This is a genomic window from Nostoc sp. C96, from assembly GCF_059384975.1.
This window is the reverse complement of the sequence record NZ_CM182020.1, coordinates 4616145-4639860: the sequence shown is the minus strand read 5'-3', so window position 1 is coordinate 4639860 and position 23716 is coordinate 4616145. Positions and strand designations below refer to the sequence as shown.

Sequence of the window (23716 nt, the reverse complement as noted above, 5' to 3'; positions counted from 1 at the left end):
CTTTATTATGGTTTAACGGTAACTAGCTCACGATAAACTGATAGTGTTTCCTGATGGACACGGGAAACATTTAACCTGTCTAAATTTTGGCTTGCTCTATATTGCCAATCTTTGAGTCTATCTAAATGATCGAGTAGTTTGGCTATTTCTGCTGCCAAGGCATCACTATCTCTTGGTGGTACTAAAATACCAGCTTGTCCATAATCTAATACTTCTGGAATACCATCTACTTGAGTGGCAATAATTGCAGTACCCACTTCCCTCGCTTCCGAAAGCACGAGTGGACAAGGATCTTGGTGAGAAGCAAGCACAAAAATATCACAAGCTAATAAATAACGTTGAGGTTCTGGCTGGAAACCTTGAAAATGAATGCGTTTTGCTACACCAGTTGCTTGTGCTTGTGACTCAAATAGCTCTCTATCAGGGCCATTTCCAACTAAATAAAGATGTGCTTGGGGAAAATCTAAGGCAATTTTTTCAAAAGCTGTGATTAGCTCATAAATTCCTTTTCGTTTATACATTCCTGCTACAGTCACAATTGCTGGATGCTGTAACTCTAAAGCTTGATATTCAATTAGTTGGCGAGTTCTCGGACTACCCAAAGTTCCATTGCACACTACCCGTAACTTATTTTCTAAGATACCCCGCCGCACCATTGACTCTTGCACAGCCTTGCTGACAACAATTACTCTCTCTGCTAAACCCATTAGTATGCTGGCACGCTGAAATTCATTATGTACGGTGGAAACTAAAGCATACTCATAACCTTTTCTCAAGATGCGTGCTAAGACAACGCCTGTCATCATGTGGGCATGAACAATATCGGGCTGAAATTTATTTACAATCAATCGATAACGCATGGCTGTTTTTATCAGATTGATCACTTGCCTATTCTGGTTGAGTTGGTAATGTTCAACTCCATATTTATCAAGCAAGAATTCATATTCTCCACCAGCAGATATTACTGCTACCTGATGACCGTTTTTTGCCTGTAGACAAGCAAGATCCACGGCTACATTCACAATTCCGTTACCAATTTCTTGAATATGGTTCAAGATATGTATGATTCGCATGAACTTTGAAAGTAGTAAGAAGATTTAAAATACCTGTCAGTCATTGATTATCATAAGTAAAATTACTTCTTATTCCTTATATCTAAAGTACTATCTATAACTAAATAAATGTATTTAAATATACAATTAAATAAATCAGCAGACACCTTTTAAGTATCATCATAAACTAAGCACATAAGGATATATGAAAATACCTCTTTACCTGCTCCCTAATTTCAAGTAAGATAAATAATTTAATGAAATTTTGATAGGACAAAATGTCTTTCATAATTCACAAATTTAGGATTGAATTAGAATAAACTTACGTATATTAGAATTGTTTAACTGAGCGCGACGTAAGAAAACCACATTGAGCATAAGCCTCCATGCTCCAAAATAAAATAAAGCATTACTTAACAATATGAAGAAGTTTGGTAAATTTTTTTGTTTCAGTGCCACAAAAGCCCAATGTAAGATCAAATAATTCTTGATATCTTCCATCTTGGGAATATCATAACGATAATTTTCATTAACTAAAGCGTAGATTTTTTCTTTAATTAAAATATTAGTATCTAGGCGTTTATAAACAGCAAATTTATGATTATATGCTCCTGTCCAAATAGTCCGGTAAGCTAAACATTGATTGAGAAAAATCGCATCACCAAATTGAGCAATCCGTACCCAAGAATCTATATCATCACAATTAGCATCAAGTTTGGAATCCCAACCACCTGTTTTATAAAAAGCATCACGGCTGCAAGCAACTTGTACAGGCGTGCCAAAGGGTAGTAATTCTAACAACATCCCATAGTGAATATCTTCTTGGGGAACAGAAAAAGCCAAACCAGTCCCAAGTTGTGGGGTGCGACTCAGTTCAACTTCATGTTCATCTACCTGCGCCGCCACACACGAACAAATCACAGCACTAGGACAAAGAGCGATCGCCTTTGCCATCTCTTCGATACAATTAGTTGCCAAATAGTCGTCATCATCCAAAAACTTAATCCAGTCGCCACTGGCTTGATTGACTCCTGCATTTACTGTAGCTGCATGACCTTTGTTGACCTCATGACGATGGTAAATTACTCTATTACCTAAGCTTTCTACGTAGGCTTGCGTGTCATCAGCGGAACAATCATCAGCTACAATCACCTCACAAGGAATTGTCTGGTTGATAGCAGAATCAACGGCTCGGCGTAGTAAGCTTACGCGGTTATAGGTAGTGATCACAACGCTAAATTTCATAAACATCACACCTGTAGCAAGCTTTATGCAATATAGCTTTCATTTTTAGATATGGCGGATCGGGTAAAAATTTTAAATCTCACATATCACTAGACTGAAAGCAGATTCTCGATTTATTATGGATGATTGTGAGTTTTTCACCAGATAGGCTATGAACGCTCAAGAGATCATCCGTTCCATTGAAGCGGAACAACTAAAATCTAATTTGCCCAACATTTATGTGGGCGATACCATCAAAGTCGGCGTGAAAATCAAAGAAGGTGAGAAATACCGTGTGCAACCCTACGAAGGCGTTGTCATTGCTAAACGCAACGGCGGTATTAACGAAACTATTACCGTTCGCCGCGTATTTCAAGGGGTAGGCGTAGAACGTGTATTTTTACTGCACTCTCCTCGCATCGACAGCATCAAGGTCATCCGTCGCGGTAAAGTACGTCGTGCTAAACTTTACTATCTGCGCGATCGCGTTGGTAAAGCTACCCGGATTAAACAGCGTTTCGACCGCCCTTTGTAATTTTTTGCTCAGGGTATGAGAGAAATCTCAGTTAACAAGCGGCTTTTGCCGCTAAGTTGTCTCCCCGACAAAAATCATGTACAATAAGAATCGCAAATTGCGTTACACTAAATAAAAGTTCAACGCAATCACCGAATCCAAACCAACCTGTGCGCTCTTAGTTCAGTTGGTAGAACGCAGGTCTCCAAAACCTGATGTCGGGGGTTCAAGTCCTCCAGGGCGCGCTCGCAAGCAAAAAATACAACCCGAAACAATAGCACTTCTACTCAATGTAGTTAGTGCTGATGATTTCGGGTATAATTGTTTGATTATTGAGAGATTTTTTGCTGCAAATCAGCAGGATGGAATCAAAGCTGTAAAAGTAAGATAAAAATTAGCAACATACAGCTGTACAAGAAACGGGGGGATAAACAACAGTGGCGAAAAAAACTGAAGCTGAAATGCCTGAAAACACTAGTGGGCTAAACGTACAAAACTTTATTCAAGGGACGAAAGAAGAACTTGAAAAAGTAGTTTGGCCAAGTCGCAGACAGCTAGTGAGCGAATCAGCAGCCGTGCTGTTAATGGTTACACTCTCCGCATCTTTGATTTATTTGGTGGATGGATTGTTTGCTTGGGCAGCAAAACAGGTGTTCTGATGACTTTTGCAACAGACGACCCACTTAACTCAAATTTGCAGTCAGAGGAAACAGCAGAAGCAGCGCTCAAAGAAGCGCGGTGGTATGCAGTACAAGTAGCCTCCGGCTGTGAAAAGCGCGTCAAAACCAACTTGGAACAACGCATCCAAACCTTTGACGTAGCAGACAAAATAATTCAAGTCGAAATCCCCCACACACCAGCAGTAAAAATCCGGAAAGATGGCAGTCGCCAGCACACAGAAGAAAAAGTGTTTCCTGGTTATGTGCTAGTACGGATGGTCTTGAATGACGATACATGGCAGGTAGTGCGTAACACCTCTCATGTCATCAACTTTGTGGGAGCAGAACAAAAACGTGGCAGTGCCAAAGGTCGTGGTCACGTTAAACCAGTACCTCTGAGTTACTCAGAAGTAGAGCGCATATTCAAACAAACCACCGAACAAGAGCCAGTTGTCAAAATTGATATGGCAACAGGTGATAAGATAATCGTGCTTTCTGGCCCATTTAAGGACTTTGAAGGCGAGGTGATTGAAGTCAGTCCAGAGCGAAGTAAACTTAAAGCCTTGCTCTCGATTTTTGGCAGAGATACACCCGTTGAATTGGAATTCAATCAGGTAGAGAAACAGAGCTAAATACAAATGGCGAAAAAAGTAGTAGCGGTCATTAAACTGGCCCTGAACGCTGGAAAAGCCAACCCAGCACCGCCGGTAGGCCCTGCATTGGGTCAACATGGCGTTAACATCATGATGTTCTGCAAAGAGTACAACGCCAAAACAGCAGACCAAGCTGGTATGGTAATCCCTGTAGAAATTTCGGTTTATGAAGACCGGAGTTTTACATTTGTACTCAAAACCCCACCAGCATCAGTATTAATTCGCAAAGCCGCGAAAATCGAAAGAGGTTCCAACGAACCCAACAAAAAGAAAGTTGGTTCAATTACTCAAGCACAATTGCGGGAAATTGCCCAAACTAAATTACCCGATCTCAACGCCAACGACATCGACGCGGCAATGAACATTGTGGCCGGAACCGCAAGAAATATGGGCGTTACCATTACAGAATAGTCAAGAGTCAAAAGTCAATGGTCAATAGTCCTTAGACTCAGCACTCAGCACTTAAAAAACTATCGGGGGAGAAGCTTGGCTTCGCCACTAACCCCAGGAGAAAAAAATGACAAAAAAAGTATCGCGTCGCTTGCGGGAACTGCAAGCAAAAATAGAAGATAGAGAATACTTACCTCTAGACGCTTTAACACTACTAAAAGAAACAGCAACAGCTAAATTTGCTGAAGCCGCAGAAGCACATATCCGGTTGGGAATTGACCCCAAATATACAGACCAACAATTACGGACAACGGTAGCGCTACCCAAAGGTACAGGACAAATTGTCCGGGTGGCAGTTATCGCTAGAGGCGAAAAAGTCACAGAAGCAAGCAATGCTGGTGCTGATATAGTTGGTTCCGAAGAACTGATTGACCAAATTCAAAAAGGCATGATGGACTTCGATAAACTAATTGCGACACCAGATGTTATGCCACAGGTAGCGAAACTAGGTAAATTACTAGGCCCCCGTGGTTTGATGCCATCACCAAAAGGTGGTACAGTAACATTTGATATTGCAAGTGCGATCGCAGAATTCAAAGCAGGTAAATTAGAATTCCGGGCTGACCGTACTGGTATTGTCCATGTTATGTTTGGTAAAGCAGGTTTCTCGCCAGAAGATTTGTTAGTAAACCTGAAGGCGTTGCAAGAAACAATTGACCGTAACCGTCCTTCCGGCGCAAAAGGTCGTTATTGGCGGAGCTTCTATGTATCTGCTACTATGGGGCCTTCGATTAAAGTTGATATCACCGCTTTACGGGATTTAAAACTTAACGAAGCTGCATAATTTTTAGTCAATCTTCATTTGTCAATCGTCATTTGTAAAAACAAAGGACAAGAGACAAGTGACTAATGACAAAACTAAATAGTTCAAACCGGAGACAGCAGGTGTAAATAGCTTAATATCCTGCCGAGGTAAAAACTCTCATTGCTTGAAGCACTACTTACAAAGTGTAGATGCCATAGCGTCAAGAGTTTTGCTGCAAAACCCCGGTTAAAAAGCCGGGGTTTATTGTTTTGGGTAGGTCAGAACTAGAACACACAAACAGGGAAATCATTGATTTTGCCCTTGGAGGTGAAACGAGATGGGTAGAACGTTAGAAAACAAACAAGAAATAGTAGCTGACCTCAAACAATCTTTGAGTGAGTCAACTTTGGCACTGGTAATTGAATACCAAGGGCTAACAGTTGCTGAAATCACAGATTTGCGGCGGCGGCTACGTCCCACTGGCACTACTTGTAAGGTAACAAAAAATACCTTAATGGGTATTGCCATTCAAGAGGACGAAAAATGGCAACCAATGTCCGAGTTGCTGAAAGGTTCTTCTGCCTTTTTGTTAGTCAAAGAAGATTTCTCTTCAGCAATTAAGGCTTACCAAGACTTCCAAAAAGCCACCAAAAAAACAGAAATGCGTGGCGGTGTCATGGAAGGTCGCTTGCTGAAAGAAGCAGATGTCAAGGCTCTAGGGGACTTGCCATCCAAGGAACAACTCATGGGTCAAATTGCTGGAGCTATCAACGCTTTAGCTACAAAAATTGCTGTGGGTATCAACGAAGTTCCTGGTGGCTTGGCTCGTGCTTTGCAAGCTGTGGCCGAACAAGAACAAGGAAGCGCGGCTGAATAAAGTATGAAGTATGAAGTGTGAAATAAGCCAAATATAAAAAAGCGGTTTATTTACTGAGTTTTTCATTCTTTAGACTTCTTTAGTCAAAAGTCAAAGGTCAAAAACTAATGACAAATGACGAATGACAAATTACTAATAACTAATCAAACATTACGGAGTTACATCAATGTCTGCTACAACCGACAATATTTTAGAACAATTGAAATCTTTGACATTGCTAGAAGCTGCTGAATTAGTTAAGCAAATTGAAGAAGCTTTTGGCGTAAGTGCTGCGGCTCCTGTTGGTGTGGCTATTGCTGCTCCTGCTGGTGGTGGTGCTGCTGCTGAACCAGTAGAAGAAAAAACCGAGTTTGACGTAATTTTGGAATCTGTTCCTGCTGACAAGAAGATTGCCGTACTGAAGATTGTGCGTGAATTGACTGGTCTAGGACTGAAAGAAGCTAAAGACTTAGTAGAAGCTGCACCTAAAGCAGTTAAAGAAGGTATTGCTAAAGATGCAGCGGAAGATGCTAAGAAGCGGATTGAAGAAGCTGGTGGTAAAGTTACTGTGAAATAGTCCAGTTTCAATACTAGTCTTAAAAAAGAAGCCTAAAATAGGCTTCTTTTTTTATCGGATTCATATTTTATATAGCCGTTCTTAATCAAATTAATACCAATAATTTCAGGATTATGAGTTTGATTTCCTGACTATTTCACCTGAGAATGATTCGATTACGTCCTTCTGCCTTTGCTGTGTAAAGCGCTTTATCTGCCGCTACAATCAAATCGGAAGGAGAGGATTCCCAAGTCGGAACCAGGGTAGCGACCCCTATACTCAGGGTGACAAATTCATTTACAGCAGAAGCGTCATGAGCAATTTGTAAATTTTGGACACCAGCTTGCATAGTTGTAGCTACATAAAATGCACCAGAAGCGTGAGTATTTGGCATAATTACTGCAAATTCTTCGCCACCGTAACGTGCTACTAAATCGTGATGTTTTTGTGCATTTTTGCTCAAAACAGTACCTACCTTTTGCAAACAAACATCTCCAGCTGGATGACCATATTGATCGTTATAAAATTTGAAATAATCGATATCACATAAAATTAATGACAGGGGAGATTCCTCCTGTGCTAGATTTATCCACTGCGTATTCAAATATTCATCAAAACGACGGCGATTAGCAAGACCTGTTAAGCCATCAACGTTAGCGAGTTGCTGTAAAGCTAGGTTTGCTGCTTCTAATTGTTTATATACTTGCGCTTGTTGTAGTAGACGACGTAAACGCTGGCGCAAAACAGCCCAATGAATTGGCTTGGTAACATAATCAGATGCTCCTGCTTCAAAGGCACGGTCTACAGACTCTGCGTCATCCAAACTAGTAATCATCAATATTGGTGTTCGTTCCCATAATTTGGAAATAACAGTGTTGCCTGTAGCAGAGTCAGTATCAAGATCTGCCAGGGCTGACATGAGATTATTTCTGGCAATTTGGAGCAAGTGCTTACAACAAGTAAAGCCATCCATTACAGGCATGATTGCATCTAGCAATACTATGTCTGGTTTGACAGTCTCATAAGCATCTAAACACTGCTTACCGTCTGCAACTTCAACAACTCGATAGCCTTCTTGTTCCATAGCTTCACGCAAAAGCAGGCGGATGGTTTTATCGTCATCAGCCACCAGAATTACTGGAGGTTGTTTAGGAAGAGAAAAGGGGCTTAAGCCTGACATGAATTGCGTTCCACAGAAAATGAAAGTATCGACGAGGGGGAAACTTGAGAAAACCTGCATAACACAAAAAATAGCCAATAAGCAAGATTTTGTGACAGTAAATATTACTGGAAGGCAACTGGTTGAAAGTTTATGACCGCAGTAGAAGTTGGCGGTACAGCAATGCTCTATTTTGTACAGGATGTCTAAATTTCTCTGGTAAGAGAGTGTTGGTTAGCATGTCTGATGACACAATCTATCTGACTGACAACTGGGACGGCGATCGCATAAAAGTTCAATCAAAACTAGAAATTTTATCCCTAAGCTGTCTAACTGCACCATCAGGTTTTTTCGGAAAAGAGAATATTTAATCAGCTTCAGCAAAGAAAAGTTTAGATAAATGGGTTTCATAGACAATTTACTGAAAAGGAAAAAGCAATTTTTATTTGGCTAGTTCTGGCTTTGCAAGGAAGTCTTACGTTTATATTTCCCTAGTGATAAAGTGTAATTACTATTTTGAGCAAAACTTTAAATCTACACTATACTAATTAAGTTCTAAAGTGACTTTAGACACATACTGATGAGTTTTTCACCAATTACAAAATATTATCGGGAAAATAGATGACCCTAAACTTCACAATCTCTGGACTTTATTAATATATATGGCTAAATTTTACCCATTTCAATTGATGGGTAATTACACAAATTACATGAGGCTAATATCAAGTTGTATAATAAACTTTATTCTTGAGAGAGTAATTAACTTGAGAGTTAAGTAAAATTCCTGATTTCAATCTCAATAAATCATGTGTAATGCAAAATATCTATAAAGCTTTCAAGAAATTCTAACTTTAGTGCCTAGAATATATAAAGGCAAAATATAAGAGAAAATTATTTAACCAACCTGATTGAATATAAACTTCTCTATAAAAACAAATTTAAATTAACTGAAGTACAGATATGCCAGACTCTTTAATGTATCAACAAGATAACTTTGTGGTGTTAGAAACTAATCAACCAGAACAATTTCTGACAGCACAAGCATTATTTGAAAAGCTGAAAACAGTTTTACAAACAATTAATACTCAAGATTTACCACCAGATTTACAAAATATTGATTCTTTGGAAGCTAAAGTCCAATATCTCATCGATACTAGTTGTGAGTTAGACATTGGAACGGGTCAATATTTGCAGTGGTATGCAGTCAGATTAGAAAAATGATTTATGCTCAATAGTCAATGATCAACAGTCGTTAGTCTAATGGTATGCAGGATATTGCAAAATGCTTGGCTCGTTTTTTTATCCAGCGATATTGTGAGAAAAATTCTTTATGGCGATCGCACTGCGGATATATTGATGGCTGAAATTTTGGGCGATCGCACAGTCAATAGCTAATAATTAATATTTATTGCTATTGACTATTGACCATTGGCTATTGACTAGTAACTAACGCTAACTCAATTTTATCTTCTGTTGGCTGGGTAATTTTTATCTCTACTCCTGGGCCAAAATAGCTGGTCATTTTTGCTTGTTTTTCTTCCCAAACATTAATCGGGATGAAAGGAGAATCAAATTCTAAAATTAACGTGTAAGCGCCATTAATATCCTCTTCTCGTAAACTTGTAACAATTGGTCTTTCTTCATCAGAGGGACTAAGACCTAAGTAAGAGAGTGCTGCATCCAAGTGAGCATCTTGACCGTAACAATACCGAGTGATGTCTTTGCGAATTTTATTTTGAGTTACTGTTGCTTGCTGTTCCCGCAGAGATAATACTGATGGTGTTGTGACTTGACTAAAAGGGATCGGGTTAATTTCATTGGCTTTGAGTGCCAGCCCTCCCAACAACAAAGGAAAACCGTAAAAGAAGCCTACAAGATTAAGTGTGGCATTGTTGGCAGCATAGGCTATAAAGCCAACAAGAGTTAATATGCCACCAATAGTTAAACCTAGAGTTCCCAAAGATATTTTACGTAACATGAGCCAAAGATAATATTTATTAACACGTTAGTTTTATTATCATCGGCTATGTGTAACAAATTAGGGAAGCCCAACGACTTAAAAACTAGGTTGCTTGATTCTTAACAACTTAGATGGTGACATAGGTAACAACTTTTAATTGCTTGAGCAAGCTTTGCCCTGTTTTGCGTTAACTTTAAACTGGACTGTAGTTAATAAAAGGCAGACAAACAATGGATTTACAAACTATCAAAGACCGAATTGCGGTAGTTAAAAGCAAACGCGACTACCTTTTAAGTCTGTTAGAACAGCCAAACTTAGGAACTTTGAGAGTCGATGTCAATCAGGCTTTAGAAGAACTAGATGACTTAATTGATGAATATAAACGTACTATCCCAGAAACAGGAAATAATTAAGTTCCACTAAAAATTGCGTCGGTACCTCTAATAAGTAAGAGTTATGCCGACGCTTCTCAATCATAAAACATTACCAACTCTCCAGAACTGAGCCAAGCCTAAGTCAATGTGACATTATTTTGCTGAAAGATTTATCAGACAATTTCACTATCTCCTCTACGGTTGCCTAATTGTCTAACTAAAGCAATTAGTTCAGTTGTTGATACATCTTTCTTACAAAAATCATCAAAGTTAGTCATTCCCCTCGCACGTGGTGAATTAGCATCTTCTACGGAGGAGTAAGCAAGTATCTGAGTATGGGGAGAGAAGGACTTAATTTGACTAGAAGCACTCCAACCATCCATGATTGGCATCTGTAAATCTAAAACAATCACATCAGGCTGGTAGCGTTTAACCATTTCTATAGCTTCTTGACCGTTACTAGCTAACCCAACAACTTGAATATTCTCTTGACAAGAAAAAGCTAATTGTAGGGTTAAACGAGTCAGTTCGTGGTCATCAACTACAAGAACGCGTAAAGCAGAAGACTCACAGGAGAGCATTAACATTCAAGAAAAGAAAAAAGTAGTCACAACAATGCTTATAGTGTATGAGAGTAAGTCCAGACAATTACTCTATCTTATGGTTGAATAACTACTTTTTTCTCAACTAATTCATTTAGATAAAATGCGAAAAAATTAAAGTTTGCTAAAAAAATAAAATTTTTCCTAGTTATCAGTATAAGAAAGACCTTTCTGTGAATCCAGCAAGTTTGGAGTTCCCCCTGTGGAACGCAGTGCCATATTCATAAAACTGATTTGTGAATTAGCTTCTGGACAATCATCACCAGGACGGCGTTGTATGTAACTACCATCAGCTTGTAATTCCCAAGCTTGGCGGTTATCTGCCAACATAATTCCCAAGATTTCTTGCAAATCTTTAGCAATATCTTGATCTTTAATTGGCGTAATTACTTCTACTCTCCGATCTAGGTTGCGGCGCATCCAGTCAGCGCTGCCAATATAGATTTCTTCTTGGCTATTATTGTAGAAATAATAAATGCGGGAGTGTTCTAAAAAGCGACCGACAATGCTGATTATGCGAATATTTTCACTAATGTCTTTGAGTCCTGGACGTAAACAGCAAATCCCTCTAATAATGAGGTCAATTTGCACACCAGCACGAGAAGCTTCGTACAAAGTAGCGATGATTTGTGGGTCAACAAGAGAATTCATTTTGGCAACAATCCGTCCAGTAAACCCTTTTTGAACATTTGTAATTTCGCGCTGAATTAAAGACAAAAAGCGATCGCGCATATTCACTGGTGCAACTAATAATTCTCGATAAGATTTTTGTCGTGAATAACCAGTCAAAAAATTAAACAAATCCGTAATATCAGCACCTAATTCTTCACGACAACTAAATAATCCTAAATCGGTATATAGTCGTGCAGTTTTTGGATTGTAATTTCCCGTGCCAATATGCACATAGCGACGCATTCTATCTTTTTCTCGTCGCACTACCATCACAGTTTTGCAATGGGTTTTTAAGCCAACTAATCCATAGACAACGTGAACGCCCACTCTTTCTAAACGCCTTGCCCAGTAAATATTATTTTCTTCATCAAAGCGGGCTTTTAATTCTACTAATACTGATACTTGCTTACCATTTTCAGCCGCTGCAATTAAGGCGTTAACTATCGGCGAATCACCGGAAGTTCGGTAAAGGGTCATCTTGATAGCTAAAACATTTGGGTCATGGGCTGCATGAGTGATAAAACGTACAACTGTTGCTGAGAAAGATTGATAGGGATGGTGGACAAACAAATCCTTTTCTCTAATCACAGCAAAAAAATCTTTGCCTTCTTCCATTTCCACAACATCTTCGTCTATATGCGGTTCGCGTAACCGTTGCAGACGGGGAGGAACGACAGACTGACGGGGAGGATCTTTCAGTTCCGGCAAAGGCAAAGCCATAAAATACATTAAATCTCGCAGACCCAATAAACCATCTACTTGATAAACATCGCTGTCGGTTAAATCTAAATCTTGTAACAACCGTGTACGAATTGGTTCTGGAGTCTGGGATTGAATTTCTATTCTGACAGGACTACCACCGATGCGGCGTTTGCGTAGTTCCTGTTCAATGGCTAATAACAAGTCATCTGCTTCATCTTCTTCCAGGGCTAAATCAGCATCACGAGTAATACGGAAGGGGTGATATTCCTGAATATTCATCCCTGGAAATAAAGCATTTAAATTATGGGCGATCGCCTGTTCTAAAGGTACACCTGTCCAGTTGGCGGGTTGTCCATTTTCTTGAATGCCTAACTCTGGTGGTAAAGGCAAAAATCGCGGTAAAACGCTAGGAACTTTGACTCTGGCAAAAAATTCTTCTTCTGTATCTGGGTTTTTGACAACAACTGCCAAATTTAAACTGAGATTGGAAATGTAGGGGAAAGGATGGCTAGGGTCAACAGCCAAAGGAGTCAAAACGGGAAAGATTTGTTCTTCAAAATAATTATCTAAATAAGTCCGTTGTTTCTGGTTTAAATTAATGTAGTCGAGGATATGAATACGGTGCTGGGCCAATAGTGGACGCAGGACTTGTTCAAAATGTTGATGCTGTTTGACTACTTGCGGACTAAGATTTAAGCGAATATCATCCAGTTGTTGTTGCGGGGTACGTCCATCAGGAGTTAACTGAGTAACTTTCGCTTCCACCTGTTGCTTTAAAGCAGCAATCCGCACCATGAAGAATTCATCTAAATTAGAACTGAAGATGGCTAAGAACTTCAGTCTTTCTAAAAGTGGTGTGCGTGAATCGCAAGCTTCGTGCAGTACTCTATGATTAAATTCCAGCCAGCTTAACTCTCGGTTGAGATAATATTGTGGATCGTTGAGATTGATGGGATTGGCGCTCTTTTTAGATTTCGGCATGACGATCTGCGGGTAGCCAGAAGTAGCCCACACGACTGGAGAACAATAATCATAGTAGTGGAAATCTGTGATGGACGAGAAGTTGGTTTTTTACAAAAGCCAGACAATTTGAGATTTTAAATTTGAGATTTTAGATTATTTTTCTTTAATTTCTTTGGCTGCTGTCGAAATTGGTAATTGTAGATTTTGGTCGTAGACGAATTCGTTGTGAATATCTACCTCGCGTTTGGGGAGAGCCTCACTATTCGCGATCGCATCTTGAGGCGGAACCCGCAATGTATACTTGCCAACAGGAACACCATCTACACGATATAGACCAAATTCGTCAGTCATCGCTGATAAAACTTCTGTACCAGCAATATTTACTAGTTCTACCCGCACATCAGACAAAGGCTGGCCTGCAACATCAGTAATTCGACCAGCTAAACCGTATTCTAATCTGGCGGCAAAATCTACATTGGTAACACCTGCTATTCCCACCTCAGCCACTCTACCTGTTTTTGGTAAGGTAAGTTCTACAGGTAATTTATCTGGGTCAACTTCTACTCGATAAACACCTTCTGGTAAACCACCAACAAAGAAATTCCCGCTAGAGTCTGTTGTTGCACCACCAACAGGCTTGTTGTGGTTGTTTATTACTCTTACACTAGCGCCTTGTAAATCATAACCTTGATTTTCTCCTGAGACAGCAATGCGTCCAGCGATCGCACCCCGTTCCTTACTCAGAGAGTTAAAGCTACTCGGAATAGCCCTACCACCAGCAAAGGATAAGTCTGATACTAATGATACTGTCAGGCGATCGTCATTAAATCCGCCAAAAGCATTTCTTCTCCCAGCAAAAGGAATACCTTGATATTCAACTCTGGCAAATAATCCTGGTAGTACTTGCATACTAGCACCAACAATCGGGCCAAAATTACCCTCACGGTAAGCCAGTCCCATTCGCCAACTCAGTTGTCTAATATTTGGAGGATTATAGTTTAATGCTGCTGTATAGCGAGTAGCATAACTACCACCAAAATCAGTACCTAAAGAAACTTGATAGTTGCGATTAAAGTCATAACTTAGACCAGTAGTGTATCTATCACCAAAAGTATTAAAAGATAGTCGTGCCGCACGATTTACTTGATAATAAGCATTGAATAAATACTGCCCATTAATATCAGGCCTACCGTTTAAAGATAAACTACCAAAAGGTCTTAAAGAGAAAGTAGGCGATATATATTCATTTGTATCACTACCGCTTTTACGACTACGTGCTAGAAACCCTAACTGAAAATTATTATTAAATCGATAACTTACTTCGGCACTATGGTTAAAAAACTCACCAGAGTTTTTCCCATTCCGATATCCATTAGGATAAGATTGAGAATTAGCTGTAATATCTAATTTTCCTAATTGAATATCTAAATCTGTATTGTAAGCTAACTTACCAAACGAATTACCTACACTAGCAGATAAAACAACCGGGTTAGCTACCCGCCAAATTAATCCAGCTTGACTCTGTAATGTGTTAGGAATAGCTTGTAAAGAACCTTCAAAAGTTAAATTGTTAGAAAGACCTTGACGAACTTGATAAAAACCTGCAAATTGACCAGCATCAGTACCATTATTATTATCAAACAAAGAATTTTGTACTAAATTTCCAGTTAAACCTACACCAGCTAATTGAACATTTCCACCTGCTGGCAGTAATAAATCAGAAGAATTAATTCTTACAGAACGAATCTCACTAGGAACGTTCAGATTATTCCGGTCAAAAACTAAAATTTCAATTTGATTATTTTGCCCAACAGGTAAATTAACATCAACAAATTCGTATCTACCATCAAATCCGACCTGCTGCTGTGCTACAACAACTCCAGAAACTCTAAGCTGCACAAAACTAGCTGCTGGGACTACACCTTGAAAAGTTTGTAAAGGTCTAGAACGTCTAGGTAATAACTCATTGGCACTGTTAGTTTGATTAAAGCGATTGGTTGGTATATTGGTATAACCGAATTGCGCTCCTGTCAAATTCAGACTATTGACTAATGGGTTAATACCAATTTGTTGCCGACCGACTTGATAAAGGAATCCGCCATTGCGTTTATAGTAAAAATATTCAGATAAATCAGGAGAGTTTTCAAAATTATTATTGACCCGTACTCGCCATAAACCCCCTGCTAATCTGCCACCCAGTAATGTAGTACTGCGTAAGTTTACATCCCCAGCATTACTAACAATATTTAACTCTTGCCTTAAATTAGAAAATCCGTTGAGTGGGGCAAATACATCTGGTTGTAAGTTAACTGCTTCACTTGTATACGCTGTACCATCACCACGCCAAGGTAAATCAATAATTAAAGCTAGATCCAAAGAGTTAAATTCAATATTTGAAGACAGTTTATCTCTAATAAAAGCATCACTAATGTAGTTAACACCTTTGAAGTTTTGAATGTCATCTTCAGCCAGATTAATTGAGCCTAAAGGCGTGTTTAAATATGTATTATTATCTTTTTTTTCAACTGTAATACCAGCAAGTTTAGCAAAATCATCCAAAGGCAACAGTAAAGTATTTCCTTGACGGATAACATCTAAGTTACCTACTTCTCTCCTGTTAATGATTACCCCAAGCAACAAATTTTCTAAATTTGAGCTTGCTGTTTGAGTGAAAGTTATGCGTGAGTTATCATTTACATTTAATATATTCGTGCTGACATCTACCCCTTGTTTCTTCGGCTGTACTTCAACCGGTTTAGTATTGAGAGGTTTTTGAATTGATTCTGCTGATGAATTTGGCGCAGGAGTGGGGTTAGTTGCAGTTTTTTGTGGAACCTGTGAATGAGATGGTTGTTTTGTTAAAAACGCTGATAAATCTTCTGATTTTTTTGATGTCTGGGTGGTAGTTGGAACTTCCGCAGGTACATTGGCAACTTTATATTGAACTGATGAATGAGGGGGTTGTTTGGTTAAGAAACCAGCTAAATCATGAGAATTTATCGAAGTTTCAGTAATTGCTTCAGTAGATTCCGTTGTACTAACATCAGGAAACTGTGACTGAGATGCTTGTTTACCTAAAAAAGTGCCAAAATCATCAGCACTCTCAGAAGTATCTTTGGTAGTTACTTCTGAGAGTGCTGTAACTGTTTGTGACCTTTGTTTAGTGACAAAAGTTGCTAAATCTTCTGGTGCTTTAGCCGCAATTGTAGTTGACGCAGAGGCTGTTGTAATTTGACCTTGTTGTGGTTTTTTGGTCAAAGAACTAGTTAATTCTTCTGATTTTTTGGCAGCATCAGCAGTGCTGGCAACTTCAACGTTGGTATTTAATGCCTGTGGTTGAGGTGATTGTTTTAATGTTGTTGAGTCAGTCTCACTAGTAGCAACTTTAGCAGGTGCTGTGGTTCTTGTACGCTGAACTGATGCTTTTGGTTTGGTCTTTTTGTTGGGAGTTGTAGCAGTAACTTGAGTAGATGCTTGAACTTTGCGTTGAGCAGAAGGTTGTAGTGGTTTTTTTGTTGTGGATGCTGAATTATTGGTAGTTACAGCAGCAATTTCAGTAGGTGCTTTGACTTTCTGTTGAACCGAAGGTTGTGACGGTTGTTGTGTTAATAATGCTGCTGAGTTATCTGGTGTTGTTATAGCAACTTGAGCAGGTGCTTTGACTTTCTGTTGAATTGAAGGTTGTGACGGTTGTTTTGTTAATGACGCTGCTGAGTTATCTGGTGTTGTTATAGCAACTTGAGCAGGTGCTTTGACTGGTTCACATTTCACCAGTTGCTTAGTCAATAAATCAGGAGACTCTTCTAATTGTCCTGACTTTGCATTAGTTGAAGCTACTTGTGCAGATATTGTAGCTGTTTTGCATTGATCTAGTTCTTTAGTTGACTTGTCTGATATTTCGGGAATTCCACTAGTAAAGGAAATATCAGAGAGTACTGTACCTGACTTCTTCTGTGGAACTGATGCTTTATCAGAATTGTCCTCATCTGACTTGTCTGATATGTCGGGAATTCCAGTTGTAAAGGAAACATCAGCGAGTATTGTATCTGACTTCTTCTGTAATACTGGCGCTTCATCAGAATTACTTTCAGCAGAGGATTCCCATTCTTCTAAGCCATTGGTGGAAAACTCCGCTTCTGGTGTGGTTTCTGGCGGAATAGGGGTCGCTACTGTATGCCGTGCAGTTTTGTAGGCTGGGTTAGCACTATTTTTATCCGGCGCTGTAATAGGAGTATCTTGCGCGGGTAGAGTAGTAACTTCTGCTGGTGGTAAAGGCGGTGAAGCTTGGTAGATCATACTTGTATACAAATGCTGGTACGACAGCCTAAAAAAGTTCTAGGCTGGAAATTAATTGCAGAGACAGACAAAGTAAATAACTTAAAAAATTAGAAAATTTCGGTTGAGAACTGGCAAAATCTATATGATGTGAGGAGATATTAGAAGATTACCAGAAGTGAGAAAACTGATATTTAAAAGCTGTTTTATTTACTTCTGGATGTAACTGTAAAAGCAATGCCTTTATCAATTGCACCGCCATTCAAATCACCATTAACATCTAAAACATATTGACCAGGAGGCAGTTTTTTACTGATATTAAGGATTAATTGACGACGAGTACCAGGTAACACAGGCGTTGAAGGTAACATTCCAGCATCTAACACACCATCTGGTTTCTTATTTTTTTGTGCTTGCAAGTTAGCTATTTGCTTAGTAGCACTCGCACCCGGATATTTGTTAGCAGCCCAGATTGCATATTGACCATTCATTCGCACATAAGCATTACCTTGGCTAGAAATGTCAAATGCAGCTTTGAGGTTATTGGCTTTACTATCAACCGAAATTGAATTGAGAACACCTAGTTTTTTGATACTGCCAACATAAGCATAGACAGCAACACCAAAACGTCCCAAAACTCTAACTCCAGACCTGGGTTTTTTGTCTTGGTCAGAATTGACTTCTTCAACAAAAATTAAAGCGCGGTGTTCTCCAGCTGGAGGTTTGACACGAGGACGAACTGAAAAACGCACGGTTTGGGTTTTACCAGGAGGAAGGGTAAAGGTTACAGGGTTGACGGTAATCCAGTTATCTAGAGATTGCTCGCTTGATTTTACAGGTTGAATTTCATTTTTTTCGTCAATTGTCCAACCTTGGATATAAATCCTAAATGTTGCGGGTTGATTATCAACGTTAACGACACGAAAAACCTGAGTTTTGGCTTTTTTATCATCAAGTTTGAATTCAAACCTCGGTGGACTAACCCCTATTGAGATTGCAGAAGTATGGGGACAATTTAATGCTAATGTGCTTAGTGTTAATAGCGCAGTAGCTCCAATTTTATAAATGCTGTTAACTAATTTTTGCTGCTGATTCATTGGTTGATTGAGTGAAGATTTAAATCCCGGTAAAAGTTATAGTTAATGTGCCTGAATAAACACCGGGAATTTTGATATCTGAAAAGTCTAAGTTAAAGATAGCTCCTCCCTGTAGAATTCTCTTGGCAGAATTGGGATCTATAGTTGGGTTAATAGGAGTAATAGAAACTTTAATTTGTTCACTAATACCTCCTTTACTCAGACTATTAGTAGTTCCCTGATCTGAATTCAAACCATAACTAACAGATATTTGATTTTCATCTTGATTCGCATCAAGTTCTAGTCTCCAAATGTTTGAGACTGTACGATTCACTGTTGTATTCAGTGTAGGTGCGGTTAATGATGGACTAATTGATGATTTGTTAATTATGCCATCGTTGACTTGATTAGAACCTGCCGAAAAAATATCAGTGACTTCAATTTTGTCTAGAGTTAGGGTATTACCAGGTAAACCTAATTGCCCAAAAGTTTTGGGGTGAGCCAACAGAAATACAGACAAAAATGTACTGAGAAATAATAGTCGGTTCATCAGATGCTTACCCAAACTAATTCAGAAAATGACCTTGAGATAAGAAGTTTCGGGAAGAGCAATTAAATTAATATGGTAATTTTGCTCTCAGCCAGAACTGTTTATTTTTGGCTTTTGTTGAGAAACAACTCAAGGTCAAAATATATGATGTCTAAATACCCGTAGCTGTGATGGTCAAATATTCGTTAGGATTAGAGTACGTACCAGCTGATGAGGCGTTTGCGAAGTTAAATGTAAATGCTACAGATCCTTCAATGGGAGTTGCGTTCGTTACATCAAGCCCTGGTGCTGTCGCAGTTCCACCAAGTGCGCTGATTGTCACACCTACATTAGAGCTAGAGGCCGTATCACCACCAAGATAAAGCGTTCCAGTGGTGCCACCGTTAAATTCAACAGAGTGCTGAATCTGACCGGTAGCACCAGTACTAGTACCCCAAATTCTATAAATTAAAATATCTCCTGTTGTGATATCTCCTGTAGTGGGAGTTAAAGTACCATTAGGAGCAGGAAGTGTAGTAATAGTACCGTCAGAAGAAAAGAATCCATCAGTATCATTTACGGGTGCGGCAGATCCTAAAAACTCTGCGCTAGTAGGCTGAAAAGTCAGGCTTTTGTAAGTTTGGATGTAAATAACTTCTGGAACTTCGACTTGGAGTGGGACATCAACAGAAACGGCTCTAGCAGGCGCACATAATAAAGTATTCGCCAGAGAAACTGCACCGAGAGTAAATGCTGCTAAAAAGAATTTCTTTTTCATGGGGGCTAAATAATTACTCTTTAGAAAAAGATGACAAAATCAATGTAGCCGTTGTAGCAAAAATAGCACCTCAGAGAATTTACCAAAGTCTACGCATTTTACATATATTTGCTTTGGTAAAGCTACTCTATAAAGCTCCTGTAAAAACAGGAATTATTTATGCTAATTTCTTCCTAAGTATATTGATATAAACTTAATTAATATATCTTTGTCCACGGTGAAATTACTATTATTAAGTCGGGTTATCTAGGCTTAGAACAAGCAGTTTATGAGTTAAAATTAGGAGAAAGATGTAAAGTTTTTATTAAATCAACTTCTAAATTGATAATGTAGACTCAATTTACTTGGATCTTATGGAACTTTTTAGCCATAAAGTCTTGTAATCTATTATATTTTTAGCTATTAGTTAATGTTCTCAATAAATCTACTTAAGTAGATTTTGGTTGCAAGTATGTTTCAAGCTACTCGCCGTCGGTTGGCTATTTGGTACACTGCCGTAACAGCGGTGTTATTATTACTGTTTGCCAGTGGTGTTTATTTATATGTCCGTAGTACGTTGGTGGAGCGAATTGACGATACTTTAAATCATGTGGTGGAAATTGTAGAGCGATCGCTTGTTATTGAGCCAGTAAATAATGAAATTAATAAACTCCACATCAATGTAGAAGCCAGTTTTCGCAACAATGCCAATAATGTAGATGATGACCACATTGATTTGGAATGGTTTAGTCCTACAGGAAAATTACTTTGGTCGACTTTCTCAGAACCTCTCAATATCCCTATTCACGGCAATCATACTGGTGAAACAGTCCGTGTACCCAAACAAGACCAGTGGGGAGACTCAGAACTATCGTTGCGTCAAGTAACCCAGCGCGTGGAATTTGGCCGACAAGTCTTAGGATATCTGCGTGTAAGTCATCCCTGGTTTGAAGTTACTAAACCCAGTCGCCAGCTAATTTTGGATTTAGCACTAGGAATTTGGTTAATGTTAGTATCTGTAGCTGCAAGTGGCTGGTTTCTTTCTGGGAAAGCAATGGAACCAGTAGGTGATTCTTATCAAAGACTCAAGCAATTCACGGCTGATGCTTCCCATGAACTGAGAAGTCCCATTACTTTAATTCAAACTAATGTGCAAGTCGCCTTGAGTGAATTGGAGTTGGTAGAAACAGAAGTGAGTAATTCTACTAACTATCGTCAGCAGTTAAAAGTAGTGGAACGGCTGACACAACGCTTAGGTAAGTTGGTTAATGATTTATTATTTTTAGCACGACAAGATAGCGGTATCAGTAAAGATACATTCTCACCTTGTCCTTTAGATGCCTTACTTATGGAAGTTATTGAAGAACAGCAACTTCTAGCTTGTGAAAAAGGCATTGCTTTAAATTTAAATTTAGTTGATCCTCCTGTTACTGAAACCAGTCCTGAATTACTAGAAAATTGGTTCACTCTAGCAGGTAATTGGGATCAGCTGGTCAGACTATTGACAAACTTAATTAGTAATGCTTTACAGTATACTCCGCCTGGTGGCAAGGTCAATGTAGAATTGGTACGCCAAGAAGGAATCAGCCGCGTTTCCAGAATGCGCGTCACTACTTCTCAGTTACAAATTAAAGTGAGTGATAATGGTGTTGGTATTCCTACAGAAGCATTACCACGTTTGTTTGACCGCTTTTATCGGGTAGATCCTGCACGTACGCATAAAAAAAGTGGCAGTAAAGCTACAGACAGTGCTACAGGTTCAGGATTGGGATTAGCGATCGCTCAAGCTATTGTCGAACATCATCAAGGTCAAATTCAAGTAGAAAGTACCATTGGCAAAGGAACGACTTTCATTGTCACTCTACCCATAACTCTAGAGTCTTAAATTTTCTTTTATTTTTTTGTTTCCTGTGACAGATGAATATATTTGACATTACTTACTAACTTATATAGCAAAGCTGGCATTTTTAAATCATAAATTTGAGCTATCACAGTTTACTGTTTACTCTATTGAGTATGCAGATAAATTGCTAATTTATTTTACTTAAATGCAGCTAATAAATTTATTGGAGGAGATTAGATGCAAACTCCTATTGCAGAAAAAAATTTACCTTTTTTAGAAAAGGTGAAACAAAACAGTGGTTTAGCTGACCTTTACGATGCTAGAGATATTACAGAGGTAGTATTTAGGGTTATGCGTGACCTGATGACTACAGAAGCGGCTGACCGCGTTGAAGGAGAACTACACAAACCAGCCGAAGAAACTGACGATAAATCTCTGCAAATGGAAATTGCCGAACTGTGGCATGATACAAATCCGATTGTGAGCTTTTTGAGCCGTGTACGTCCACCTTGGCAAGGCCCTGGCATTTTTAAAATTGATAGCGATCGCTTTTTATTCCGAGTAGCGAATGAAGGCACTATGCCACCAAATGTAGACCGTGAGCAAGTGGTTAAAGCAGTTTTCTCTGCGACTAAGGATGAATTATCAGCAGAGAGAATTGAAGAAATTGCTAGTTGGCTACCAGATAGAGTTCGTCAACTTTGGGAAGAAGCTTAGATTCTTCAATATAGTTGGCTAAAGTTTTTGGGTTATGAATTGTAATTTACTTGCAATTTATAACTCAAATATTATTTATCAAAGTTTTAGTGCAATTGCTAATATCCCACTCTAGAAGTAATTTAATTCTTGATATTTCAACACTCTAGCTAGATACAAAAAAACAAGTTAACAATTAAATTTAATGATTGTAAGTCAAAAAAACTACCCTTGAATTAAGACTGATTAATTAGCTTCATCTTTATTGTATTTATCCAAAAATATGCAAGTATGAAAATAAAGTTTGGGATTGATTACTCTATCTAATCAAAATAAAATTTTCAGTCACGAACTAATACTATAACTGCTGAATTCATTTAAATTGAATTCACTATTTTCTCAAGTTTTCAGACAGCTACTACTCAATTTGCTCAGGAGTTAAGAATGAATATGACTTATCAAAAATTACGCAAGTTTACTGAGATATTCGGCGCTGTTTGCGGAGGTTTATTGATTAGTGTGCCTGCAATTTCTCAAACAGCAGTAGCACAACAACCAACTTCTGTAACACCGCAACAGTCTACTGCTAAAATTAACCCTTGCCCTAGTATTTTTTATGAAGAACCCCACAACAGTCGGGTTATAGTACCGCAAGGATGTCCGCCTAATGCACTCACTCAAAGACTAGCTAATCAAGGCCTTCTGCCTACGGCTCGTACCACAACTACATCCAGTCCATACCAAGCAGGTGTAGGTGGTGAAACACCACAGGCTGGTGCAAGTGCAATTAATCCTTGCCCCCGGATTTACTATGAAGAACCTTTCAATAGTAGAAATGTTGTACCTCAAGGATGTCCGCCTAACGCTTTCTCCCAAGGACAGCAACCGCAAGGAAACATTTCTAGTCAAGGTGTACCTGTAACTCCGCAAAGTTCTACAAGTGAAACTATTACACCTCAAACAACTGTGCCATCTCAAGGGGAAACATCTAGTCAAGGTGTACCTGTAACTCCGCAAAGTTCTACAAGTGGAACCACCACAAATCAAACCCCTTCAGCATCTCAACAACAAACACCTAGTACAACGATCGCTCTTGCCAATGGTAAAGTTAATGTGAAATTGATTAATGATACTGGAGCTAAAGTAACTTACCAAGTGATTGGCGATACAGAAGCGCGATCGCTAGAAGGTAAGTCAAATGTTATGTTACAAGGTATCAGCGCCCCAGTTACCGTTACATTCCAAAGAGAAGACGGTGGACTATTGTTAGTCACACCCCAAGCGTCTGCTGAACAACCAGGAATGTTAGAAGTAACTTTGAATGAAGCTACTGACTTAGCTCAAGATACTAAGGCTATGCGAATTCAACAAAACGGTTCAGTATTCTTGAATTAGTTTT

At 38.9% G+C, this 23716-nt stretch carries 23 protein-coding genes, 1 tRNA gene and 1 other annotated feature; of the genes, 14 read left to right on the top strand and 10 right to left on the bottom strand.

From position 1 onward, the window contains the following. Nucleotides 1–5 precede the first annotated feature (5 nt). Both AC504W_RS19815 and AC504W_RS19810 read right to left on the bottom strand, forming a co-directional pair. Nucleotides 6–1073 (bottom strand): glycosyltransferase, encoded by a 1068-nt coding sequence (locus AC504W_RS19815; protein ID WP_494873940.1) that lies wholly within the window; start codon nucleotides 1071–1073, stop codon nucleotides 6–8. Between the two features lie 279 nt (nucleotides 1074–1352). Then, nucleotides 1353–2297, bottom strand: coding sequence for a glycosyltransferase family 2 protein (locus AC504W_RS19810; protein ID WP_494873938.1), 945 nt, complete (start codon nucleotides 2295–2297; stop codon nucleotides 1353–1355). Nucleotides 2298–2448: 151 nt separating this feature from the next. On the opposite strand from AC504W_RS19810, the gene rplS reads away from it, so the two are divergent. The 8 genes from rplS (at nucleotide 2449) to rplL (ending at nucleotide 6730) form a co-directional block, all read left to right on the top strand. Then, a complete protein-coding gene (rplS, locus tag AC504W_RS19805; protein ID WP_015114851.1) occupies nucleotides 2449–2811 on the top strand; it encodes a 50S ribosomal protein L19 in 363 nt (120 codons plus the stop codon). A gap of 151 nt (nucleotides 2812–2962) precedes the next feature. Further along, a tRNA-Trp gene (locus AC504W_RS19800) sits at nucleotides 2963–3035 on the top strand. A 192-nt stretch (nucleotides 3036–3227) separates the two neighbouring features. Further along, nucleotides 3228–3449, top strand: coding sequence for a preprotein translocase subunit SecE (secE, locus tag AC504W_RS19795; protein ID WP_015114850.1), 222 nt, complete (start codon nucleotides 3228–3230; stop codon nucleotides 3447–3449). Further along, entirely contained in the window at nucleotides 3449–4081 is a 633-nt protein-coding gene (gene nusG, locus AC504W_RS19790; RefSeq protein ID WP_096579195.1) for a transcription termination/antitermination protein NusG, read from the top strand. The genes secE and nusG overlap by 1 nt, the downstream gene beginning before the upstream one ends. Before the next feature lie 6 nt (nucleotides 4082–4087). Beyond that, nucleotides 4088–4513, top strand: a complete 426-nt coding sequence (rplK, locus tag AC504W_RS19785; RefSeq protein ID WP_015114848.1) for a 50S ribosomal protein L11 — start codon at nucleotides 4088–4090, stop codon at nucleotides 4511–4513. Nucleotides 4514–4619: 106 nt separating this feature from the next. Then, the gene (rplA, locus tag AC504W_RS19780; protein ID WP_096579193.1) at nucleotides 4620–5336 is read left to right on the top strand and encodes a 50S ribosomal protein L1; all 717 of its coding nucleotides are present in this window, start codon (nucleotides 4620–4622) and stop codon (nucleotides 5334–5336) included. 70 nt (nucleotides 5337–5406) lie between these two features. Beyond that, nucleotides 5407–5572, top strand: a sequence feature (ribosomal protein L10 leader region). 62 nt (nucleotides 5573–5634) lie between these two features. Beyond that, nucleotides 5635–6174, top strand: a complete 540-nt coding sequence (gene rplJ / locus AC504W_RS19775; protein ID WP_096579191.1) for a 50S ribosomal protein L10 — start codon at nucleotides 5635–5637, stop codon at nucleotides 6172–6174. A 166-nt stretch (nucleotides 6175–6340) separates the two neighbouring features. After that, nucleotides 6341–6730 (top strand): 50S ribosomal protein L7/L12, encoded by a 390-nt coding sequence (rplL, locus tag AC504W_RS19770; RefSeq protein WP_096579189.1) that lies wholly within the window; start codon nucleotides 6341–6343, stop codon nucleotides 6728–6730. Nucleotides 6731–6866: 136 nt separating this feature from the next. On the opposite strand, the gene AC504W_RS19765 is transcribed toward rplL, so the two are convergent. After that, nucleotides 6867–7889 carry a GGDEF domain-containing response regulator gene (locus AC504W_RS19765; RefSeq protein ID WP_096579187.1) on the bottom strand — a complete coding sequence of 341 codons (1023 nt, stop codon included), beginning with the start codon at nucleotides 7887–7889 and terminating at the stop codon, nucleotides 6867–6869. Between the two features lie 939 nt (nucleotides 7890–8828). Here AC504W_RS19765 and AC504W_RS19760 point away from each other — a divergent pair. Further along, nucleotides 8829–9089, top strand: coding sequence for a CRR7 family NDH-1 assembly protein (locus AC504W_RS19760; protein ID WP_494873937.1), 261 nt, complete (start codon nucleotides 8829–8831; stop codon nucleotides 9087–9089). Nucleotides 9090–9128: 39 nt separating this feature from the next. Then, the gene (locus tag AC504W_RS19755; RefSeq protein WP_494873936.1) at nucleotides 9129–9263 is read left to right on the top strand and encodes a hypothetical protein; all 135 of its coding nucleotides are present in this window, start codon (nucleotides 9129–9131) and stop codon (nucleotides 9261–9263) included. A 37-nt stretch (nucleotides 9264–9300) separates the two neighbouring features. On the opposite strand, the gene AC504W_RS19750 is transcribed toward AC504W_RS19755, so the two are convergent. Further along, nucleotides 9301–9846 (bottom strand): DUF2854 domain-containing protein, encoded by a 546-nt coding sequence (locus AC504W_RS19750; RefSeq protein WP_494873935.1) that lies wholly within the window; start codon nucleotides 9844–9846, stop codon nucleotides 9301–9303. Nucleotides 9847–10058: 212 nt separating this feature from the next. Between AC504W_RS19750 and AC504W_RS19745 the strand changes: the two genes are divergently transcribed. Continuing rightward, a complete protein-coding gene (locus AC504W_RS19745; protein WP_096579181.1) occupies nucleotides 10059–10241 on the top strand; it encodes a hypothetical protein in 183 nt (60 codons plus the stop codon). Between the two features lie 134 nt (nucleotides 10242–10375). Here the strand turns inward: AC504W_RS19745 and AC504W_RS19740 are convergent, their stop codons facing one another. From AC504W_RS19740 to AC504W_RS19715, 6 genes are all read right to left on the bottom strand, one after another. After that, nucleotides 10376–10789, bottom strand: a complete 414-nt coding sequence (locus tag AC504W_RS19740) for a response regulator (RefSeq protein ID WP_096579179.1) — start codon at nucleotides 10787–10789, stop codon at nucleotides 10376–10378. Nucleotides 10790–10948: 159 nt separating this feature from the next. Continuing rightward, nucleotides 10949–13159 carry a polyphosphate kinase 1 gene (ppk1, locus tag AC504W_RS19735; RefSeq protein WP_494873933.1) on the bottom strand — a complete coding sequence of 737 codons (2211 nt, stop codon included), beginning with the start codon at nucleotides 13157–13159 and terminating at the stop codon, nucleotides 10949–10951. A 135-nt stretch (nucleotides 13160–13294) separates the two neighbouring features. Beyond that, a complete protein-coding gene (locus AC504W_RS19730; protein WP_494873932.1) occupies nucleotides 13295–17437 on the bottom strand; it encodes a carboxypeptidase regulatory-like domain-containing protein in 4143 nt (1380 codons plus the stop codon). Between the two features lie 185 nt (nucleotides 17438–17622). Next, nucleotides 17623–18513 carry a fimbrial biogenesis chaperone gene (locus AC504W_RS19725; protein WP_494873931.1) on the bottom strand — a complete coding sequence of 297 codons (891 nt, stop codon included), beginning with the start codon at nucleotides 18511–18513 and terminating at the stop codon, nucleotides 17623–17625. A gap of 19 nt (nucleotides 18514–18532) precedes the next feature. Next, the gene (locus AC504W_RS19720) at nucleotides 18533–19042 is read right to left on the bottom strand and encodes a hypothetical protein (RefSeq protein ID WP_494873930.1); all 510 of its coding nucleotides are present in this window, start codon (nucleotides 19040–19042) and stop codon (nucleotides 18533–18535) included. A gap of 151 nt (nucleotides 19043–19193) precedes the next feature. Further along, entirely contained in the window at nucleotides 19194–19799 is a 606-nt protein-coding gene (locus AC504W_RS19715) for a hypothetical protein (RefSeq protein ID WP_494873929.1), read from the bottom strand. A gap of 451 nt (nucleotides 19800–20250) precedes the next feature. Here AC504W_RS19715 and AC504W_RS19710 point away from each other — a divergent pair, with 451 nt between their 5' ends. From AC504W_RS19710 to AC504W_RS19700, 3 genes are all read left to right on the top strand, one after another. Beyond that, a complete protein-coding gene (locus tag AC504W_RS19710; protein ID WP_494873928.1) occupies nucleotides 20251–21663 on the top strand; it encodes a sensor histidine kinase in 1413 nt (470 codons plus the stop codon). Nucleotides 21664–21858: 195 nt separating this feature from the next. After that, nucleotides 21859–22338 (top strand): DUF2267 domain-containing protein, encoded by a 480-nt coding sequence (locus AC504W_RS19705; RefSeq protein WP_494873927.1) that lies wholly within the window; start codon nucleotides 21859–21861, stop codon nucleotides 22336–22338. 423 nt (nucleotides 22339–22761) lie between these two features. After that, the gene (locus AC504W_RS19700) at nucleotides 22762–23712 is read left to right on the top strand and encodes a hypothetical protein (RefSeq protein WP_494873925.1); all 951 of its coding nucleotides are present in this window, start codon (nucleotides 22762–22764) and stop codon (nucleotides 23710–23712) included. Nucleotides 23713–23716: the final 4 nt, after the last annotated feature.

Excerpts from the sequence above, each read along its gene's own strand:
- AC504W_RS19815 (WP_494873940.1), bottom strand. The coding sequence starts at position 1,073 with ATGCGAATCATACATATCTTGAACCATATTCAAGAAATTGGTAACGGA.
- AC504W_RS19810 (WP_494873938.1), bottom strand. The coding sequence starts at position 2,297 with ATGAAATTTAGCGTTGTGATCACTACCTATAACCGCGTAAGCTTACTA.
- rplS (WP_015114851.1), top strand. The coding sequence starts at position 2,449 with ATGAACGCTCAAGAGATCATCCGTTCCATTGAAGCGGAACAACTAAAA.
- nusG (WP_096579195.1), top strand. The coding sequence starts at position 3,449 with ATGACTTTTGCAACAGACGACCCACTTAACTCAAATTTGCAGTCAGAG.
- rplK (WP_015114848.1), top strand. The coding sequence starts at position 4,088 with ATGGCGAAAAAAGTAGTAGCGGTCATTAAACTGGCCCTGAACGCTGGA.
- rplA (WP_096579193.1), top strand. The coding sequence starts at position 4,620 with ATGACAAAAAAAGTATCGCGTCGCTTGCGGGAACTGCAAGCAAAAATA.
- rplJ (WP_096579191.1), top strand. The coding sequence starts at position 5,635 with ATGGGTAGAACGTTAGAAAACAAACAAGAAATAGTAGCTGACCTCAAA.
- rplL (WP_096579189.1), top strand. The coding sequence starts at position 6,341 with ATGTCTGCTACAACCGACAATATTTTAGAACAATTGAAATCTTTGACA.
- AC504W_RS19765 (WP_096579187.1), bottom strand. The coding sequence starts at position 7,889 with ATGTCAGGCTTAAGCCCCTTTTCTCTTCCTAAACAACCTCCAGTAATT.
- AC504W_RS19760 (WP_494873937.1), top strand. The coding sequence starts at position 8,829 with ATGCCAGACTCTTTAATGTATCAACAAGATAACTTTGTGGTGTTAGAA.
- AC504W_RS19755 (WP_494873936.1), top strand. The coding sequence starts at position 9,129 with ATGGTATGCAGGATATTGCAAAATGCTTGGCTCGTTTTTTTATCCAGC.
- AC504W_RS19750 (WP_494873935.1), bottom strand. The coding sequence starts at position 9,846 with ATGTTACGTAAAATATCTTTGGGAACTCTAGGTTTAACTATTGGTGGC.
- AC504W_RS19745 (WP_096579181.1), top strand. The coding sequence starts at position 10,059 with ATGGATTTACAAACTATCAAAGACCGAATTGCGGTAGTTAAAAGCAAA.
- AC504W_RS19740 (WP_096579179.1), bottom strand. The coding sequence starts at position 10,789 with ATGTTAATGCTCTCCTGTGAGTCTTCTGCTTTACGCGTTCTTGTAGTT.
- ppk1 (WP_494873933.1), bottom strand. The coding sequence starts at position 13,159 with ATGCCGAAATCTAAAAAGAGCGCCAATCCCATCAATCTCAACGATCCA.
- AC504W_RS19730 (WP_494873932.1), bottom strand. The coding sequence starts at position 17,437 with ATGATCTACCAAGCTTCACCGCCTTTACCACCAGCAGAAGTTACTACT.
- AC504W_RS19725 (WP_494873931.1), bottom strand. The coding sequence starts at position 18,513 with ATGAATCAGCAGCAAAAATTAGTTAACAGCATTTATAAAATTGGAGCT.
- AC504W_RS19720 (WP_494873930.1), bottom strand. The coding sequence starts at position 19,042 with ATGAACCGACTATTATTTCTCAGTACATTTTTGTCTGTATTTCTGTTG.
- AC504W_RS19715 (WP_494873929.1), bottom strand. The coding sequence starts at position 19,799 with ATGAAAAAGAAATTCTTTTTAGCAGCATTTACTCTCGGTGCAGTTTCT.
- AC504W_RS19710 (WP_494873928.1), top strand. The coding sequence starts at position 20,251 with ATGTTTCAAGCTACTCGCCGTCGGTTGGCTATTTGGTACACTGCCGTA.
- AC504W_RS19705 (WP_494873927.1), top strand. The coding sequence starts at position 21,859 with ATGCAAACTCCTATTGCAGAAAAAAATTTACCTTTTTTAGAAAAGGTG.
- AC504W_RS19700 (WP_494873925.1), top strand. The coding sequence starts at position 22,762 with ATGAATATGACTTATCAAAAATTACGCAAGTTTACTGAGATATTCGGC.